Source organism: Aeromonas sp. 102P (assembly GCF_051920345.1).
In the GTDB taxonomy this organism is placed as follows: Bacteria; Pseudomonadota; Gammaproteobacteria; order Enterobacterales; family Aeromonadaceae; genus Aeromonas; species Aeromonas veronii.
The window spans coordinates 1,350,860-1,366,754 of sequence record NZ_JBQBCZ010000001.1 but is presented as its reverse complement, the minus strand read 5'-3'; the positions used below and the strand labels follow the sequence as shown (position 1 = coordinate 1,366,754).

Here is a 15,895-nt window from a genome sequence, read left to right as displayed (position 1 = left end):
AACAAAAAATCAATCAAGAGTAAATAAACTCTCAGCAAATCATAATGTTGTAATTTATTCACACATGCTCTATAAGGATTGAGGCGTGTTTCTCGCCCTTGCATAAAAAACTCAAAAAAATATAAGACACAGGTGGAAGTTCCAATGAATAACCCGTCAAAAGGGACCTTTTTAGGTCACCCTAAAGGGCTTTTTTTGCTCTTTAGTACCGAACTGTGGGAGAGATTCTCCTATTACGGCATGCGTGCCGTACTGGTGCTCTATCTGACCGACCTGACTGCCAACGGCGGTCTGGGCTGGAGTCAGGCAGATGCCCTCAAACTCTACGGTATCTATACCGGTCTGGTTTATATCACTCCGCTGATCGGCGGCTGGCTGGCTGACACCTTCCTGGGTCAACGTCGCGCCATCCTGATCGGTGCCGTGCTGATGGCAGCAGGTCAGTTCACTCTGGCACTGCCCCACGCCATGTTCCCGGATATGGTCAACACCATGTTCTACGCGGGCCTCGCGCTGCTGATCGTGGGTAACGGCCTGTTCAAACCGAACATCTCTACTATGGTGGGTGACCTCTATGAAGAGGGCGATCACCGCCGTGATGGTGCTTTCACCATCTTCTACATGGGTATCAACCTGGGTTCCCTGCTGGCAGGTGTGATCTGTGGTGCTGCTGCCACCGCCTACGGCTGGCAAGCAGCCTTCGTCGGCGCCGGTATCGGTATGCTGCTCTCTCTGGTGATCCAGGCCACCATGGCCCAACGTTTCCTGGGTGACATCGGTCGTGTCACTGCCGCCCAGCGCGCAGCAGCCCTGCGTACTACCGAGCAGAAAGCACCGCTGACCAAGCAGGAAGTGGATCGCATCAAGGTTATTCTGGTACTGGGTCTGTTCACCATCATCTTCTGGGCCGGCTTCGAGCAGGCCGGTGGTCTGATGAACCTCTACACCCAGGAGTATACCGACCGCATGATCGGCAGCTTCGAAGTGCCGACCGCCTGGTTCCAGTCCCTGAACCCCTTCTTCATCATCACTCTGGCACCGGTCGTTGCGGCCATCTGGATCAAGCTCGGCAAGAAAGAGCCGAACTCTCCGGTGAAATTCGCCATGGGTCTGCTGTTCCTGGCTATCGGCTTCCTGTTCATGGTCGGTGCCGTGCTGCAGCAGGGTGGTGACAACACCGTCAAGACCTCCATGTTCTGGCTGGTAGGTGCTTACCTGTTCCACACCCTGGGTGAGCTCTGCCTCTCCCCGATTGGCCTCTCCATGGTGACCAAGCTGGCTCCGCTGCGTCTGGCTTCCCTGATGATGGGTGCCTGGTTTGGCTTCGTTGCCTTGGCCAACTACGCTGCGGGCTTTATCGGCTCCTTCGTGGGTGAAGCCGGCCCGATCGCCATCTTCGGTGGCATCGCCCTGGCGGCGGTACTGAGCGCCCTGATCCTGCTGACCATGGCCAACCGCCTGGTTTACTGGATGCACGGTGCCGAAGGCCCGGCCAAAGAGCCGCAAGCTCAAGAGAAGAAACTGCACTCCGCCACCGTCTAAACGGTCAGGATTGTAAACAACAAACAGGGCGCCCATCGGCGCCCTGTTTGTTTTGGCCTGTTTATCAGGCGGCATCAGTGATGACGAACCTGCACATCCAGCGAGCCGCCGCTGTCGCTGCGAAACTGCAGGGCGAACGGTTCATGCCAGCTGCGTTTGTGCAGGGCGTAGTGGCTGCTGCGCATCAGACCAAGGGGTAGGCCGCCGGAGCGCATCAGCCAGTGGGGAGAGGTGAGCCCTGCGTTGGCAAACACCAGCCCATCATGCTGATCAAACAGCAGCGCCGCCATGGCAAAAGAGTGGCGAAGCCCGGACGCCATCAACTGATGGTTGAGGTAGTCGAGCAACCGGTGCGGCTGGCTCAGCAACCGGCTCTCGTTCTGCTGAAACTGGCGGTAGGGGACGTTCATCAAGGATCGCACCAGCGCACCACAAAATGCCGCATCCGTACCCATGATGGGCAGCTCCATCACCAGCACCAGCAGCTTGTCTTCCACCTTGAAGGTATCTGGAATAAACAACTGCCCCAGCCCCTTGAACGTGACCTGCCAGGGACCCCACTCCTGCAAGCCCGGCGGCTTGAGCCCCGCCAGCAGGCGGCTGGCCGCCTTGTCGTGGGCACTGAAATAGTCGATGTGATCCATCAGCTCCAGTTGCTGCGCCCGGCTGGCGCTGCCGTTGAGACACTGTTCAATGCTGCGCTCTACCAGCGCGTAATCCTCGAGGGGTTTGAGCAGATAGTCCCGCGCACCGGCACGCAAGGCGCTGGCGACTGCCTCCATGGTGCTCTGGGCCGAAATGACGATAACCGGAATATGGGGATAGCGCGCAGAGAGGCAGGCGATCACCTCGTGGCCATCCATATTGGGCATATTGAGATCGCAGAGCACCACATCAGGATGGTAGAGGGCCGCCGCCGATAGCCCCTCAATACCATCTTCGGCCTGAAACACCGTTGCCCCGTCCCGTGCGAGGTAACTCACTAACGAGTGGCGAAAAACGGCCTCGTCCTCCACCACCAGGATCCGTAGCCCGGCTTTTGACATCTTGATAAAGCTCTTATTAGTCAATTGGTTATTTAGGTATTAAGACTAGCTCAAAAGTGCGGTCAGCGCGGAAACCCTGCGTCAAAAGTAGACCTCGATCATACGATGGCATCAAGAGAACCCCATCCGTCCGCGTAGCTCTATTCGCTCGGGAGGCCCCGCGACTACGACCGCCATCCGAATTGTGCAAGTGGGCGCCATAAGGGATAATGCCCCCCACTCCAGCTCGTGAAGAAGACCATGACCCCAGCCGAATACAGCGCCCTTGCCCACCCAAGATTGTCCCATCCGGCTCGCAGTCTCTATACCCTGCAGCTGCGCCGACTGGTGCTGGAAAATCAGGCGGCCCGGCTCAACTATCCCGAGCTGGGTCGGGCGCTGGCGGTGGTCGATCCGGGTGATCCCTGCGGCTTCTCGTTTCAGGTCAATGCCCGCCAGCTCACCGAGCTGTTCGATGAACTGATGGAGGCGGGCCTGCTGCAGGTCGAGGCTCAGCCCGAGAGTGAGCACTACCATCAGTGCCCGTTCCAATTGCCATTGCTGACCCAGAAGTTGCGCAGCCCGCTGCCGGAGCGTCCCTTCCAGATGCATCTGCAATGGCGTCCGGACGAAGAGCTGCCCGCCCTCGCCCGTCTGTGCGGAATGATCGATGCCAGCTATAGCGAAGAAGATCTGGGGGAGTTTATCGCCTACTGGCTGGGGCGCCCCGAGGTGTTCGACTCCCAGCATCAATGGATGCTCAAGTTCATTCGCGCCCTCAAGACCCGCCGCTATACCCGTCGCAAACCGATGGAGGTGCAAGGCTACCAGCAGGTGACACCGGCCCCGCCAGAGTCGGGCCCCAGCAAACGGGCCCAACAGATGATTGAAGAGGCCAAGCGACTGGCCCAACAGCAGACGCAAGAACCCGCAGCGCAGCAGGAGCCGGATAATGATTGATAGCGGCCCCCGCCTGCAGGCAGAATCAACCCCTTGTCTACCCATCCCTGATCGAGCAGAAGGAGCATTCCATGACTGACCCGCAAGATCCCCTGCGCCAGGAGCTGGAAGAGATCGAAGCCAAGCGCCAGAAGATCGCCAAGGCCAAGCAGGATCACCGTATTCACGACCCGGAATTGAGCCGCCATGTGGGTGGCCTGCTGGAGCGCATTCGTCGCCTGCAACAAGAGACCGGCGGCGGTCAGTATGACTACGAGACCCTGCGCAAGGAGTACGACGCCAAGGCCAACGCCGAGGTGCGCGAGCTGCAGAAGGCAGCCCGCCAGGAACGGATCCAGAAACTGATCGCCCAGGCCGACCTCAACCCTGACTGGGTATTTGACAAGATGGATGCCGGTGACCCGGCGCTGCAATACCCCATCGAAACAGCCCGTTACTTTATCAGCGGCTTCGAGCACTGGGAGAAGAGCGGTGGCGGCTGCATGCTGATCTATGGCGACTACGGCACCGGCAAGTCGACCCTCGCGGGGGCGGTAGCGCATGAGCTGATCGCCCGTCACCAGAAATCGGTGATCTTCCAGCAGTGGGCCTCCATCGTCGATCGGCTGTTCTTCAACGTGATCCCCGATCAGGACGAGCGCAACCAGTACCGCCGCGCGCTGGAAGAGGTGGATCTGCTGATCATCGATGAGGTATCGGCCAACCGCGCCAAGATGGCGGAGAGCCAGTCCAGCTTCCTCGGCCACCTGCTGCGCCGCCGTCGCAACCTGTCAAAGAGCGTCATCATCATCACCAACCACACGCCCCAGAGCCTGCATCAGGCGATCGGTGATTTCAGCTATGAGGCGATCAAGGCGTTCAATCCGGTGGATATCCACCTGAGCGGCCCCAGCCGTCGCCCCAGCATCGGCAACTACAACGGCTGATCCCTCTCAAAGAGTGCGAGTCGCTGACGGCTCGCACCTTCTCCTCCTTGCTGACTCACAAATAGAAACAACTCTCATTTACAGCAGACGAACAAGCCACTAGGCTAGCCCCTTTTGCCAAGGGAGCTCATCTATGCCAACCACACTGATTTTCGGAGCCAGCCGCGGGCTGGGCCGCGCCTTTACTCATCACGCCCTGAACCAAGGGCACCGGGTCGTTGCGCTGGTGCGCAGCCCCGAGATGGCCATGGAACTGAGTGCGCTGGGAGTTGAGGTGATCGAGGGGGATGCGCTGGATCCGGCTGCGGTGCAGCAGGCATGTGTCCGGGCAGGGCAAAATGCACAAGTCGTCTCTACCCTCGGCAGCTTCCGTCAGGCCGCGCCGGTGGACTATCAGGGCAACCGCCATGTAATCGATGCCATGGAGCAGGCAGGCCTGAAACGGCTGCTGCTGGTCACCTCCCTCGGCTGTGGCGACAGCTGGCAGTATCTACCGGAGCGGGCCCGCGCCGCCTTCGGTCACGAGGTACGTCTCAAGAGTCTGGCGGAGAGCTGGCTGCAGACCAGCTCCCTCGTATGGACCATTCTGCGCCCGGCGGGCCTGCAGGATGGCGACGCCACCGGCCGTGCCGAGCTCAGTCAGGGCAAGGAGGTACACGGACTGGTGCGCCGCGCCGATGTGGCCGCCCAAGGGCTGCGCCTGCTGGCGAATGAGACGGCGGTGGGACAGATCTACGCTATCGGGGATCCCGAACTCCAGCGCGGCTAAAGCAGCAGTAGACCGCTTAACCCCACCACATAACAAAACGGTCAGCCCAAGGGCTGACCGTTTTCGCTTTACCGCACACGCTATCTCACGGGCGCTTGCCCTATCCCGCTTAACCGGTGGTGGTTTCGCCCTGCACGACTGACGGGCGAGCAACCGGCAGCGACCGCTGCCGCCAGCGCAGCAACAGGCAAGCCAGAACACCGTAAAGCAGCGCCAGACCCCATAGTTGCCACCAGTAACGTGAGACCTGCGCAAAGTCGGCCCCCATCTGGTTAAGGCGCAGAAAACCCTCGATGGCGGGGATAGTGGGCACCCACTGAGCCAGCCAGTTGAGAGGCGCCGGGATCAGCTCGAGCGGCCAGATAAAGCCCGCTAGAAAAACCAGTGGCAGGGAGGAGATCAGCACCACCTGAGTCGGCAGATCCCGCCGGGTAAATATCGCGCCGAGCACCACGCCAAACCAGCAGGTCGCCAGCAGGAATGGCAGGGCGAACAGCCAAAGCTGCATCGGGTCGGCATGGCGAGCGATGTTGTAGTGATCGAAGCAGAAGCCGAGGAAGTAGCTCACCGGCAGCAGGAACAACCCAGCCAGTACCAGGGTTCTGGCCAGCAGCAGCGGCAACACCGGCGCGCTTTGCCAGTAACCGTGCTCGCCTCGACAACTTCGCTGGTTCTGGGTCGCCCCCAGGATCCCCGCCCCCATCAGCAGTACCTGATGGAGGATCAGCACGAACACCGCCGGCACCACGTAGTTGACGTAGCCCATGGTGGGGTTGAACACCGGCACCACGTTGAGGGCCACCGCATTCCAGCCCATGGCCGCTTGTGGCAGCGCCTCGCCGTGGCTCAACAGCCGCGCCACCTTCACCTGCGCGGCGAGAGTGCCACCGGCCTGCGCCAGCCCTTCGGCAATGGTGCCGTAGACCAGAAAGTAGGAGGCATCACCGGCATAGCTCAGGGTGACGCTCTTGCCCAGCATCAGGTCCCGATAGAAGTGGTTGGGGATATGCAGGATCCCGCTCGCCTCCCCGGCCATCATCAGCTGGCGTGCCTCGGCCAGCGAATTGGCTCGCGCCACCAGCTTTACCTGCGGCGTGGCATCGGCCATAAACTCCAGCTGACGGGACAACTGACTGCCATCGTCGTTGACCACCACTACCGCCTCTTCCCGTGGCAGCTGATGCAGATAGGGCTGGGGATAGAGAAACGAGTAGAAGATCACCCCGCCAAACAGGGTCAGCATGATGGCGCGATCCGCCAGCAGGGTGCGCAGCTCGAGGCGCAACAGATCAACAAATCCCAGCATCACTCAGGCTCCTTTTCAGCAACTGCCACTGCGGCTGATTGACGGGCCAGCTCGGCCTGCTGCTTGTAACGGCGCACCACCAGCAGCAAGGGGAGCAGGAACAGCAGCAGAGCCCCCAGTTGCGGCAGCGCCGATGCGAGGGGCAGACCGTAGTTGCTTTGGCCAATCTGCAGCTCTACATAGTGAGAGACCGGCAACAGGCTGCGCCAGAAGCGGGCGAAATCCCCCATGGCGCTCACCGGAAAGGTGACGCCCATAAAGGCGAAACTGGGCGCAGTGTAAGCCCCCGCCAGCGACAGGGCGCGCGCCGGATCCCGAATGATGCCGTAGAAAAAGGCCCCCATGGTGACGCAGGCCGCCGAGGCGAGCCCCAGACCCACCACCAGCACCAGCCAGCTGCCGTGCATGGGGTAGGAGAAGCCCTTGAACAGCAGCAGTGTCCAGACAATTCCCCACCCCCAGCCAATCAGCATGTGGGGCAGCAGGGTGCGCCAGAGACCAAACCAGACACCGCGAGTAGTCCAGTCCAGCCCCAGCCGATCATTACGGGCCAGTGCATTGAGGCCAAACAGCACCACCAGGATCTGCCACACCGCGGGCAGAATGGCACTCAGCAGAAACTGGGCGTAGCTGGAGTTGAGATTATAGAGCGCAGTGACCTGACTGCTGATAGGCACAGACTGTCCAATCGCACCGGGCAGCGCCTGGCCATCGGCCATCGCCTCCAGCACGCCGACCTGACCGTTAAGGGTGCCTACCACCTGCGCCAGCGCCGAGTTGACCAGCTTGGCGATGAGGATGAACTGGCCGTTGTTGAACACCGTCACCTGCGGCTGGGTGCCCTGACGGGCATCCCGCTCCAGATGGTTGGGGATCACCACCAGCGCATAGATGTCGCCACCGCGCAGGGCTCGGGCACCGGCATCGATGGAGTCAAACTGTTGCGCCACCTTGAGCCCGGCCGAGCCATCCAGCGAGAAGGCGAGCTGGCGCGAGAGCATGCTGTGGTCGAGATCCACCAGCCCCACCTTGAGGTCGCGGGCCAGCCCTGCCGAGAAGATCCAGCAGAGGATCCCCATCAGCAGCAGCGGTACCCAGCTCATCAGGGCGCGGCTGAACGGATCCTGCCACAGCAGCCGAAATTCACGCCCCATCAGAGTTCAACCAGCACACTCATGCCAACCCGCAGCCCCTCAACCGGTTGCAGCGGGCGAGCCTCCACCTGGAAGCTCTTCATATCGAAACCCTGACGGGTATCGGTGGCGCGCCAGGTGGCAAAATCCCCCATCACGGCCACATGGGTCACCCTGAAGCGCACGGTCTGATCGCCAAGGCCCGGGATGCGGGCATCGAACTCGGTACCGACCGGGAAGCGGGGCAGCAGATCTTCGCGAACGTGGAACTGGGCCCAGGCATCGTTCATGTCGAGCAGAGTCACCACGGGGAAGCCTTGGGGCGCCAGCTCGCCGCTGCGCAGCAACACCTGACTCACTTCACCATTGTGGGGGCTGGTGATGCGGGTATCGGCCAGATAGGCTTCAACCTCGGCCACGGAACCCGCCGCCATCTTGGCCTTCTCGCGAGCGGCGATCTTGGTCTCTTCCCGCGCCCCTTCCAACGCCATCTGGTACTGTTGCCACGCCATCCCTTCGCTGTAGCGGGCGGCTTGCCAGGCCGTCCAGGCCTCGTCGCGTTTTTGCAGCGGCATTACGCCGTCGCGGTGCAGGCTGGCGACCCGCTCATAGGTCTTGCCACGCAGCTGGGCGGCGGCCTTGGCTTTTTGCCACTGATCCTTGGCGGCAGCGATCTGTTGGGCACGGGCGCCTTTCTCCGCCTCTTGCGCCAACGCACCCGCTGCGGCCTCACCCGCCTTGGCCTGGCTCAGCTTGGCTTCGATCTCGGGGCTCGCCAGGGTAAAGACCAGTTGATCCTTGGTCAGCTGATCACCCTTTTTCACCAGCACCTCGTCGATGCGCCCCGGCACCTTGGAGGAGACCGAATATTGCTGCGCTTCAATCTGCCCTTGCAGATGCACCGGCTCCGGCTGATAGGCCAGCCAGAAACGCCAGCCGAGCCACACCACCAGGATCACCAGCGCCAATGGCAACAACAGCGGTTTACCCTGGCTCATCTTCTTTTTGATGGGGGGATGGCTCATCACTTCACCTCGACAAACGGGCGACCCTTGACGGTCGGAAAAGACATGAAAAAAGGAACAGACAGGACCGGGCTCATGAGTTCACCTCGATCACCTGACCATGCTGATATTGATTGAAACTGTTCATCTGGCCGGAGAGCGCCAGCAGGCGGGCCAGCGACACCACATATTGATAGGCCGCCGCCGCGCGCTGAGTCTTCACCCCCGCCAGCTGGTTTTGGGCATCCACCACATCGAGGGAAGTAGAGAGCCCCTGCCCGAAGGCCTTGTCCCGCAGCAGCACGTTCTCCTCTGCCAACGCCTGGGTGGAAGAGAGGGATTGATACTCCTCCAGCCCCTGCGCCGCTTCGCGCCAGGTCTTCTCTACCAGCAACTCCAGATCCTCGCGGGTCTTGGCCTGCAGCAGATTGACTTGCAGCTCGGCGCTCTTGGCGGCCTGTACCGTCTCGGAACGGCCATCGCGGCTCACCAGTGGCATGCTGACCCCCACCCCCACCAGCCAGTCCGGCGCTGTCTTGGAGGCGAGCGAATCATCTTCATAGAGGTTGTAGTTGCCGAACAGGAACACCTCGGGGGCATATTTGCCCTGCTCGACCCGGATCAGCCCCTTGGCCTGCTCCTTCTTGGCGCTGAGCAGCTTGAGACCGGGGTGCACCTCCAGGGTCTGGCTTACCAACCCCTCGAGGCGCGGCAGTTCCTTGTTGACGAACAGGCCGCTGCCCGGCTGGGCATTTGGCAACTTCAGCATGCGGCCGAGGGCCAGCTCGGCGATCTCGAGGCTGCGGCGCGCCTTCTGGGTATCGATGCGGGCCCGATCATAGGCCGACTGGGCGGAGAGGCGCTCCACCCTGGCGATCTGCCCCTGCGCTTCGAGCTTCTTGGCGTGATCCAGATGGTGGGCCAGCCCCTCTTCGATCTCCTGTTTGGTCTGCACCACCTGAGCAGCCAGCACCACGCCGAAATAGGTTTGGGAGAGGCTCTCGAAGGTGGATTGCTGCTTGAGCACCAGCAGTTGCTGCGCCTCGCTCACCTGCGCCTGGCGGATATCCTGCGCCGCATCGATGCGACCACCGGCAAACAGCGGCCAGAGCATCTTGACCGAGCTGGTCACCACATTCTGTTTGGTCAGGGGGGTGACAAATGCGTTGGCCCCGACCCCGAACAGGCTGCCGAGCGCCAGGATCAGATCTTTCTGCTTGGCCAGCGGATTGAGATCGAGGGCATCAAGTTCAATCGGCTGATCAAGATGGGTATAGCTGGCCCCCAGATCCACCTTGGGCAGATACATGTCCTTGGCCGCCTCGCGCAGCTGCTTGGCCCGATCGACCCCGGCCTGCTCGGCAGCCAGCCCTTCATCCTGCTGGATGACCCGGGTCCAGGCTTCGCCGAAGCTGATAGTTTGCGCCTGCGCCGACCCCAGCACGGCCCCCATCAGACACGGCCAGAGTGATTTAATGAACCTTGACGTCATAGATCCCCAATCCGCTTTTGTTGCATAAATGTTTGGAGCATTTGCTCGACTTAAGCCCGCCATCATAACGCAAAGCGGGCCTGCAAGTGGACTGACAATTATGCAGGTGTCCGACCCGAATGGTACAGCGCTCACTCTCCGTCAATCTGGCCGTTTTTCAATAACTCCAGAATTTGCAAGCCTTGGCGCGACGTTTTTTTCAGAAAAAAATGGCTGACGCTCAAATACTAACCTTTTCTCCTGCCTAAAAAATGCGTAATATACGCCGCCCTAAGCCGATGGTAACCGTGGAATGCAGATAGGTCCCCACACGCTTGAAACTCCCTTGATTGTGGCTCCCATGGCCGGTGTAACTGACCGACCATTCCGTGAACTTTGTTTGCGATTGGGGGCTGGCATGGCCGTTTCCGAGATGCTGCTGGCCAACCCGGATGTCTGGGATACCCAGAAAACCCGGATGAGGATGGATCACTCTGCAGAAGGCGGATTGCGATCGGTCCAGATTGCCGGGGCCGACCCCGAGATGATGGCGTTTGCTGCCCGCTACAACGTGGAGCAGGGCGCACAGATCGTCGACATCAACATGGGATGTCCGGCAAAAAAAGTGAATAAGAAGTTGGCAGGTTCTGCCCTGCTGCGTGCCCCCGATCAGGTCAAAGCAATTTGCCGGGCCGTGGTGGATGCAGTGGAGGTACCTGTCACCTTGAAGATCCGCACAGGATGGGATCCGGATAACCGCAATGGCGTGGAGATCGCCCGAATCGCCGAAGATTGCGGTATCGCGGCCCTTGCCGTGCATGGTCGTACCCGTGCCTGCCTCTACAAGGGCGAAGCGGAGTACGACACGATCAGGGCGATTAAGCAGGCCGTATCGATTCCTGTTGTCGCCAATGGTGACATCAACAGCCCGGAAAAAGCCCGGTATGTCCTCGACTATACCGGTGTTGACGCCGTGATGATCGGCCGAGCTGCGCAAGGACGACCCTGGATTTTCCGGGAAATCCGTCATTTTCTTGAGACGGGCACCAAGCTGCCGCCTCCCGAGAGGGAAGAGGTTCGCACCCTGATGAACGAGCATGTAACCAACCTGCACCGGTTTTATGGTGCATATCTGGGAGCGCGCATAGCCCGTAAACACGTGGGCTGGTATCTGGATGAAGAAGAGACGGGCCGAGAATTCCGTAAGCACTTCAATGCCCTGGATTGCGCAGACGCGCAACTTGAGGCACTCGAAGCGTATTTCGATGGATTAGGTTAACAAGATAACTAAAGAGCCGACCGAATATGTTCGAACAAACCCTGACTTCTGATGCATTGGTAACAACTACTCACAATCACGCTGCCGAGCCGACCCAGCGCCCCCTGCGTGACTCTGTGCAACAGGCCCTGCGTAACTACCTGGCCCAGTTGAACGGTCAGGAAGTGATTGATCTGTACGATATGGTTCTCTCCGAAGTCGAAGCGCCGATGCTGGACGTGATCATGCAGTACACCCGTGGTAACCAGACTCGCGCTGCCGTGATGATGGGTATCAACCGTGGCACCCTGCGCAAGAAGCTCAAGCGTTACGGCATGAACTGATTGCTGGCCGCGAGCCGCGACGGCGGTTCAAGGCAGATGCGAAAGGCGCCAGGTAGCAATACCTGGCGCCTTTCCTTTATGCTCTCCCCTCCATTTCACCATGGCGACCCCGATGAACCGCACTCCCCTGCTGCTGATGGTACTGGTCACCCTGCTGGCCGCCGCTGGCTGGCTCTTCTCGAAAGAGGCGATCCGCGAACTGCCCCCCGCCGCCTTTATCGGCAGCCGCTTTCTGCTGGCAGCCCTGCTGTTGCTGCCCCTCGCCTGGCTGCGCGAACCTCCGCCGACTCGCGCCCAACTGGTGCGCGCTGCCGGTTGCGGCACATTGCTCGGTGCCAGCCTGCTGCTGTGGGTCACCGCCATCAGCCAGAGCGATGCGCTGGGCAGCGGCGCCTTTATCATGAGCGTCGCGACCCTGATGGCCCCGCTGGCCGCATGGGGAGCCTTTCGGGCCAAGCCCGGCCGCCACTACTGGCTCACCCTGCCCATCGCCATCGCCGGTTTGCTGCTGCTCTCCAGCAGTACCCACTGGGGCGTGTCGCTCTCGCTGTTCTGGTTTCTGGCGGCGGCCACCACCCTCGGTATCCAGCTTGCCGTCCATCGCCACTTCGCTCAATCCATTGCCCCCACCTGGCTCACCTGCATCCAGCTGGCGATGACCGGCCTGCTCGGCACCCTGCTCTCCCTGCTGACTGAACAGTGGCCCGAGGCTGGAGTCAGCCACGGCATCTGGGGCTGGTTTGCGGCGAGCGTCTTGATCGCCACCACATTGCGCTACTGGCTGCTCACCCACGCATTGAGCAAGATGACTACCGCCCACGCAGCCCTGATGATGCTGCTGGAACCGGTCTGGACTCTGCTGCTGAGCACCCTCTTCTACAGCGAACCCCTCGGCGGCGCCAAACTGGCCGGTGCCGGACTGGTGCTCGGCGCCCTGGTGCTCTACCAGCTCCCCCTGCTGCTGCGCAGTCGCACGCTGAAACCGGCACGCTAGCTCCCCACTGCAAACGCCTCTATGCAGATGAAACAACCAACGAAAAGGGGCCTGCAGTTGCAAGCCCCTTTTGTTGCATTGTCACGGCGAACTGGTTGGGCCATGCTCTCGACTCGGCCCTGTGCGCCAGCTCCCTTCTTGAACGCCCCTTGGCAGCCAGTTAGCGGCTTGAAAAAGCCAGCCTGATCCCGAGCCCGACAAACAGGGTGCCAATGCCTCGGTTGAGCCAGCGGCCGAGACGCTGTGACAACCGTACCCTGTGGCTGGCATAGACGGTGGTAAAGACCAGCAAGTGACACCAGATGATGCCGCCCAGGTTGAAGATGCAACCGAGCAAGATAAAGGCGAGCGCCTTGTCGGGGGCATCCGGTGCGATGAACTGGGGCACAAAGGCGAGGAAAAAGAGCGCCACCTTGGGGTTGAGCACATTGGTCAGCACTCCCTGCCGGTAAATCTGGCCATAGGAGAGGGCGGGTAACGTGGCCCCTCTCTCCATTGATCCTGTTGCCTGCTGGCGCAGCAGAGAGAATCCCAGATAGATGAGGTAGATGGCGCCAGCCAGCTTGATAAGGGCAAACAGCTCGGCCGAGGCACTGAGCAGGGCCGACAGACCGAGGGCCGCCGCCAGCACATGCACCATGACACCAGTGCCGATGCCCAACGTCGCGACCGAACCGGCACGCCACCCTTGCGAGCCGCTGCGCAGCATGACCAACAGGGAGTCGGGCCCCGGCATGATATTGAGCAGCAGCCCCGAAACCATAAACAGTGCCAGATCATGAATACCGAACATCACCTCTCCCCTCGTAAAGCAAAACCAAACAAAGAGGGCTCCGCAGAGCCCTCTTTCCTTTCACTCTGCGGCAGCTGACGTGTCATCAGCTGCCCCGCCAGCCATCAGGGCCGCAGTGCCTTGTCCGCCCGCGAGATACCGCAGACGCCGGAGCGAACCACTTCGATGATCTCGTTGGTCTGGGCGGCAGTCTTGATAAAGGCGTCCAGCTTCTCGCTGGTGCCCACCAGCTGCACCGTGTACTGCTCGGGGGTGACGTCGACGATCTGGCCACGGAAGATATCCGCCAGCCGTTTCAGCTCGTCACGGGCACCACCGGCGGCGCGCGCCTTGACCAGCGCGATCTCCCGCTCGATATGCTCCCCTTCACTCAAGTCGCACACCTTGAGCACATCCACCAGCTTGTGCAACTGCTTCTGGATCTGCTCCAGCACCCGCTCGTCCCCCATGGTGACTATGGTCATACGCGACAAGGTGGGATCCTCGGTCGGCGCCACCGTCAGGGTCTCGATGTTGTAGCCGCGCTGGGAGAAGAGGCCCACCACGCGACTCAGAGCGCCGGATTCGTTCTCCAGCAGTACTGAAATGATGTGTCTCATCAGGTTCTCTCCGTTTTGCTCAGCCACATCTCATCCATGGCGCCAAACTTGATCTGCATCGGATAGACGTGCTCATCCGGGTCTACCGAGATATCCATGAACACCAGCCGATCCTTCATGGCGAAGGCCTTCTCCATGGCGCTCTCCAGCTCGGCCGGATCGCTCACCGCAATGCCGACGTGGCCATAGGCTTCTGCCAGTTTGACGAAGTCCGGCAGGGACTCCATGTAGGAGTGGCTGTGACGACCGCCGTAGAACATCTTCTGCCACTGCTTGACCATGCCCAGCGCACGGTTGTTGATGGAGATGATCTTGATGGGCACCCCGTACTGCATGCAGGTCGAGAGCTCCTGAATGTTCATCTGCACCGAGCCGTCGCCGGTGACGCAGCAGACCACCGCATCCGGGTTGGCAAACTGGGCCCCCATGGCTGCCGGAATACCGAAGCCCATGGTGCCGAGGCCCCCCGAGTTGATCCACTGGCGCGGTTTGGCAAACGGGTAGTAGAGGGCCGCAAACATCTGGTGCTGGCCCACGTCGGAGGCAACAAACGCCTGACCCTGAGTCACCTTGTAGAGGGTCTCGATCACCTGTTGCGGCTTGATCTGGGTAGCCGACTTTTCGTAGGCCAGACAGTGACGGGAGCGCCACTGGTTGATCTGGCTCCACCAGTCCGCCAGCGCCTCCTTGTCGTTATCGAAGCCACACTCGCGGATCACTTCCAACATCTGCTCCAGCACGGTTTCCACCGAGCCGACGATAGGCACATGGGCCTGCACCGTCTTGGAGATGGAGGTGGGGTCGATATCGATATGAACCACGGTCGCATTTGGGCAGAACTTGGCCACGTTGTTGGTGACGCGGTCATCGAAGCGGGCTCCCACGGCGAAGATGAGATCCGCGTTGTGCATGGTCTTGTTGGCTTCGAAAGTGCCGTGCATCCCCAGCATGCCGATAAATTGCGGATGGACGCCGGAGAAAGCCCCCAGCCCCATCAGGGTGGTGGTCACCGGCAGATTCAGCAGCTCCGCCAGCTTGGTCACCAGATGGTCCGCATTGGCGTTGATGGCACCACCGCCCACGTACATCACCGGGCGCTGGGCTTCTACCAGCAGCTTGGCAGCCCGCTTTATCTGCCTTGACCAGACTTGGTCGGGTTGTAGGAGCGCAGGGAGACCGTCTCGGGATACTGGTAGGGGAATTTTTCTTTCGGGTTCTGCACATCTTTGGGCAGATCCACCACCACCGGCCCCGGGCGGCCGCTGGCTGCAATGTAGTAGGCCTTCTTGATGGCCTCGGGAATATCGCTCGCCTTCTTGCACAGGAAGCTGTGCTTCACCACCGGGCGGGAGATACCGATCATGTCGGTCTCCTGGAACGCATCCTCACCGATCATGCTGGTCGGCACCTGGCCGGAGAGGATCACCAGCGGAATGGAATCCATATAGGCGGTGGCAATACCGGTAATGCAGTTGGTCGCTCCCGGGCCTGACGTTACCAGCACAGTCCCCACCTTGCCGGTGGAACGGGCGTAACCGTCAGCCATGTGAACCGCGGCTTGCTCGTGCCGCACCAAGACATGCTCCATCTTGCCGTTTTCGAAGAGAGCGTCATAGATGTCGAGCACTGAGCCACCAGGGTAGCCGAAGACGTGCTCAACTCCCTGATCTTCCAGCGCTCTAACCACCATCTGGGCGCCTGATAACATCTCCATGATAAAGCCCTCCAGGCTTTGCTCCGTTTAGCGAATCCCGCCGACGATGCCGTGCTT

Annotated in this window: 14 protein-coding genes and 1 pseudogene; 7 read left to right on the top strand and 8 right to left on the bottom strand. The window is 60.7% G+C overall.

All coding sequences use genetic code 11. The annotated features are described in order from the left end of the window. Positions 1-144: 144 nt before the first annotated feature. Positions 145-1,542, top strand: coding sequence for a peptide MFS transporter (locus ACTG1K_RS06565; protein ID WP_047436211.1), 1,398 nt, complete (start codon positions 145-147; stop codon positions 1,540-1,542). A gap of 74 nt (positions 1,543-1,616) precedes the next feature. On the opposite strand, the gene ACTG1K_RS06560 is transcribed toward ACTG1K_RS06565, so the two are convergent. Then, complete coding sequence (locus tag ACTG1K_RS06560) at positions 1,617-2,588, bottom strand: response regulator (protein WP_204484104.1); 972 nt, start codon at positions 2,586-2,588, stop codon at positions 1,617-1,619. Positions 2,589-2,828: 240 nt separating this feature from the next. On the opposite strand from ACTG1K_RS06560, the gene ACTG1K_RS06555 reads away from it, so the two are divergent. The 3 genes from ACTG1K_RS06555 to ACTG1K_RS06545 all read left to right on the top strand — a co-directional run bounded on the left by ACTG1K_RS06555 (position 2,829) and on the right by ACTG1K_RS06545 (position 5,222). Next, positions 2,829-3,527 carry a DnaT-like ssDNA-binding domain-containing protein gene (locus tag ACTG1K_RS06555; protein WP_429150623.1) on the top strand — a complete coding sequence of 233 codons (699 nt, stop codon included), beginning with the start codon at positions 2,829-2,831 and terminating at the stop codon, positions 3,525-3,527. A gap of 71 nt (positions 3,528-3,598) precedes the next feature. Further along, positions 3,599-4,453, top strand: coding sequence for a DnaA ATPase domain-containing protein (locus ACTG1K_RS06550; RefSeq protein ID WP_005349200.1), 855 nt, complete (start codon positions 3,599-3,601; stop codon positions 4,451-4,453). Between the two features lie 133 nt (positions 4,454-4,586). Next, the gene (locus ACTG1K_RS06545) at positions 4,587-5,222 is read left to right on the top strand and encodes an SDR family oxidoreductase (RefSeq protein ID WP_429150621.1); all 636 of its coding nucleotides are present in this window, start codon (positions 4,587-4,589) and stop codon (positions 5,220-5,222) included. A 109-nt stretch (positions 5,223-5,331) separates the two neighbouring features. Here ACTG1K_RS06545 and ACTG1K_RS06540 read toward each other — a convergent pair whose 3' ends face one another. The 4 genes from ACTG1K_RS06540 to ACTG1K_RS06525 all read right to left on the bottom strand — a co-directional run bounded on the left by ACTG1K_RS06540 (position 5,332) and on the right by ACTG1K_RS06525 (position 10,157). After that, a complete protein-coding gene (locus ACTG1K_RS06540) occupies positions 5,332-6,528 on the bottom strand; it encodes an ABC transporter permease (RefSeq protein WP_101531305.1) in 1,197 nt (398 codons plus the stop codon). Then, the gene (locus ACTG1K_RS06535) at positions 6,528-7,682 is read right to left on the bottom strand and encodes an ABC transporter permease (RefSeq protein ID WP_425857427.1); all 1,155 of its coding nucleotides are present in this window, start codon (positions 7,680-7,682) and stop codon (positions 6,528-6,530) included. Before ACTG1K_RS06535 ends, ACTG1K_RS06540 begins: the two co-directional genes overlap by 1 nt. After that, positions 7,682-8,686, bottom strand: a complete 1,005-nt coding sequence (locus tag ACTG1K_RS06530; RefSeq protein ID WP_440004973.1) for an HlyD family secretion protein — start codon at positions 8,684-8,686, stop codon at positions 7,682-7,684. The genes ACTG1K_RS06535 and ACTG1K_RS06530 overlap by 1 nt, the downstream gene beginning before the upstream one ends. A gap of 73 nt (positions 8,687-8,759) precedes the next feature. Then, on the bottom strand, positions 8,760-10,157 hold the full coding sequence (locus tag ACTG1K_RS06525) for a TolC family protein (protein ID WP_323907376.1): 1,398 nt from the start codon (positions 10,155-10,157) through the stop codon (positions 8,760-8,762). 292 nt (positions 10,158-10,449) lie between these two features. Between ACTG1K_RS06525 and dusB the strand changes: the two genes are divergently transcribed. From dusB to ACTG1K_RS06510, 3 genes are all read left to right on the top strand, one after another. Beyond that, a complete protein-coding gene (gene dusB / locus ACTG1K_RS06520) occupies positions 10,450-11,415 on the top strand; it encodes a tRNA dihydrouridine synthase DusB (RefSeq protein WP_019445016.1) in 966 nt (321 codons plus the stop codon). Positions 11,416-11,441: 26 nt separating this feature from the next. Beyond that, complete coding sequence (gene fis / locus ACTG1K_RS06515) at positions 11,442-11,738, top strand: DNA-binding transcriptional regulator Fis (protein WP_005309538.1); 297 nt, start codon at positions 11,442-11,444, stop codon at positions 11,736-11,738. 112 nt (positions 11,739-11,850) lie between these two features. Then, positions 11,851-12,732 carry a DMT family transporter gene (locus ACTG1K_RS06510; RefSeq protein ID WP_335812893.1) on the top strand — a complete coding sequence of 294 codons (882 nt, stop codon included), beginning with the start codon at positions 11,851-11,853 and terminating at the stop codon, positions 12,730-12,732. A 160-nt stretch (positions 12,733-12,892) separates the two neighbouring features. On the opposite strand, the gene ACTG1K_RS06505 is transcribed toward ACTG1K_RS06510, so the two are convergent. The 3 genes and pseudogenes from ACTG1K_RS06505 to ACTG1K_RS06495 all read right to left on the bottom strand — a co-directional run bounded on the left by ACTG1K_RS06505 (position 12,893) and on the right by ACTG1K_RS06495 (position 15,838). Then, positions 12,893-13,525 carry a LysE family translocator gene (locus ACTG1K_RS06505; RefSeq protein ID WP_440004972.1) on the bottom strand — a complete coding sequence of 211 codons (633 nt, stop codon included), beginning with the start codon at positions 13,523-13,525 and terminating at the stop codon, positions 12,893-12,895. Positions 13,526-13,629: 104 nt separating this feature from the next. Then, positions 13,630-14,124 (bottom strand): acetolactate synthase small subunit, encoded by a 495-nt coding sequence (gene ilvN / locus ACTG1K_RS06500; protein ID WP_005311605.1) that lies wholly within the window; start codon positions 14,122-14,124, stop codon positions 13,630-13,632. Further along, a pseudogene (locus ACTG1K_RS06495) lies at positions 14,124-15,838 on the bottom strand (acetolactate synthase 3 large subunit). The gene ilvN and the pseudogene ACTG1K_RS06495 overlap by 1 nt, the downstream one beginning before the upstream one ends. Positions 15,839-15,895: the final 57 nt, after the last annotated feature.

Bases quoted from the DNA above. Each gene is read 5' to 3' on its own strand.
- fis (WP_005309538.1), top strand. From the start codon at position 11,442: ATGTTCGAACAAACCCTGACTTCTGATGCATTGGTAACAACTACTCAC.
- ACTG1K_RS06540 (WP_101531305.1), bottom strand. From the start codon at position 6,528: ATGCTGGGATTTGTTGATCTGTTGCGCCTCGAGCTGCGCACCCTGCTG.
- dusB (WP_019445016.1), top strand. From the start codon at position 10,450: ATGCAGATAGGTCCCCACACGCTTGAAACTCCCTTGATTGTGGCTCCC.
- ACTG1K_RS06555 (WP_429150623.1), top strand. From the start codon at position 2,829: ATGACCCCAGCCGAATACAGCGCCCTTGCCCACCCAAGATTGTCCCAT.
- ACTG1K_RS06510 (WP_335812893.1), top strand. From the start codon at position 11,851: ATGAACCGCACTCCCCTGCTGCTGATGGTACTGGTCACCCTGCTGGCC.
- ACTG1K_RS06535 (WP_425857427.1), bottom strand. From the start codon at position 7,682: ATGGGGCGTGAATTTCGGCTGCTGTGGCAGGATCCGTTCAGCCGCGCC.
- ACTG1K_RS06530 (WP_440004973.1), bottom strand. From the start codon at position 8,686: ATGAGCCATCCCCCCATCAAAAAGAAGATGAGCCAGGGTAAACCGCTG.
- ilvN (WP_005311605.1), bottom strand. From the start codon at position 14,124: ATGAGACACATCATTTCAGTACTGCTGGAGAACGAATCCGGCGCTCTG.
- ACTG1K_RS06545 (WP_429150621.1), top strand. From the start codon at position 4,587: ATGCCAACCACACTGATTTTCGGAGCCAGCCGCGGGCTGGGCCGCGCC.
- ACTG1K_RS06525 (WP_323907376.1), bottom strand. From the start codon at position 10,157: ATGACGTCAAGGTTCATTAAATCACTCTGGCCGTGTCTGATGGGGGCC.
- ACTG1K_RS06505 (WP_440004972.1), bottom strand. From the start codon at position 13,525: ATGTTCGGTATTCATGATCTGGCACTGTTTATGGTTTCGGGGCTGCTG.
- ACTG1K_RS06550 (WP_005349200.1), top strand. From the start codon at position 3,599: ATGACTGACCCGCAAGATCCCCTGCGCCAGGAGCTGGAAGAGATCGAA.
- ACTG1K_RS06565 (WP_047436211.1), top strand. From the start codon at position 145: ATGAATAACCCGTCAAAAGGGACCTTTTTAGGTCACCCTAAAGGGCTT.
- ACTG1K_RS06560 (WP_204484104.1), bottom strand. From the start codon at position 2,588: ATGTCAAAAGCCGGGCTACGGATCCTGGTGGTGGAGGACGAGGCCGTT.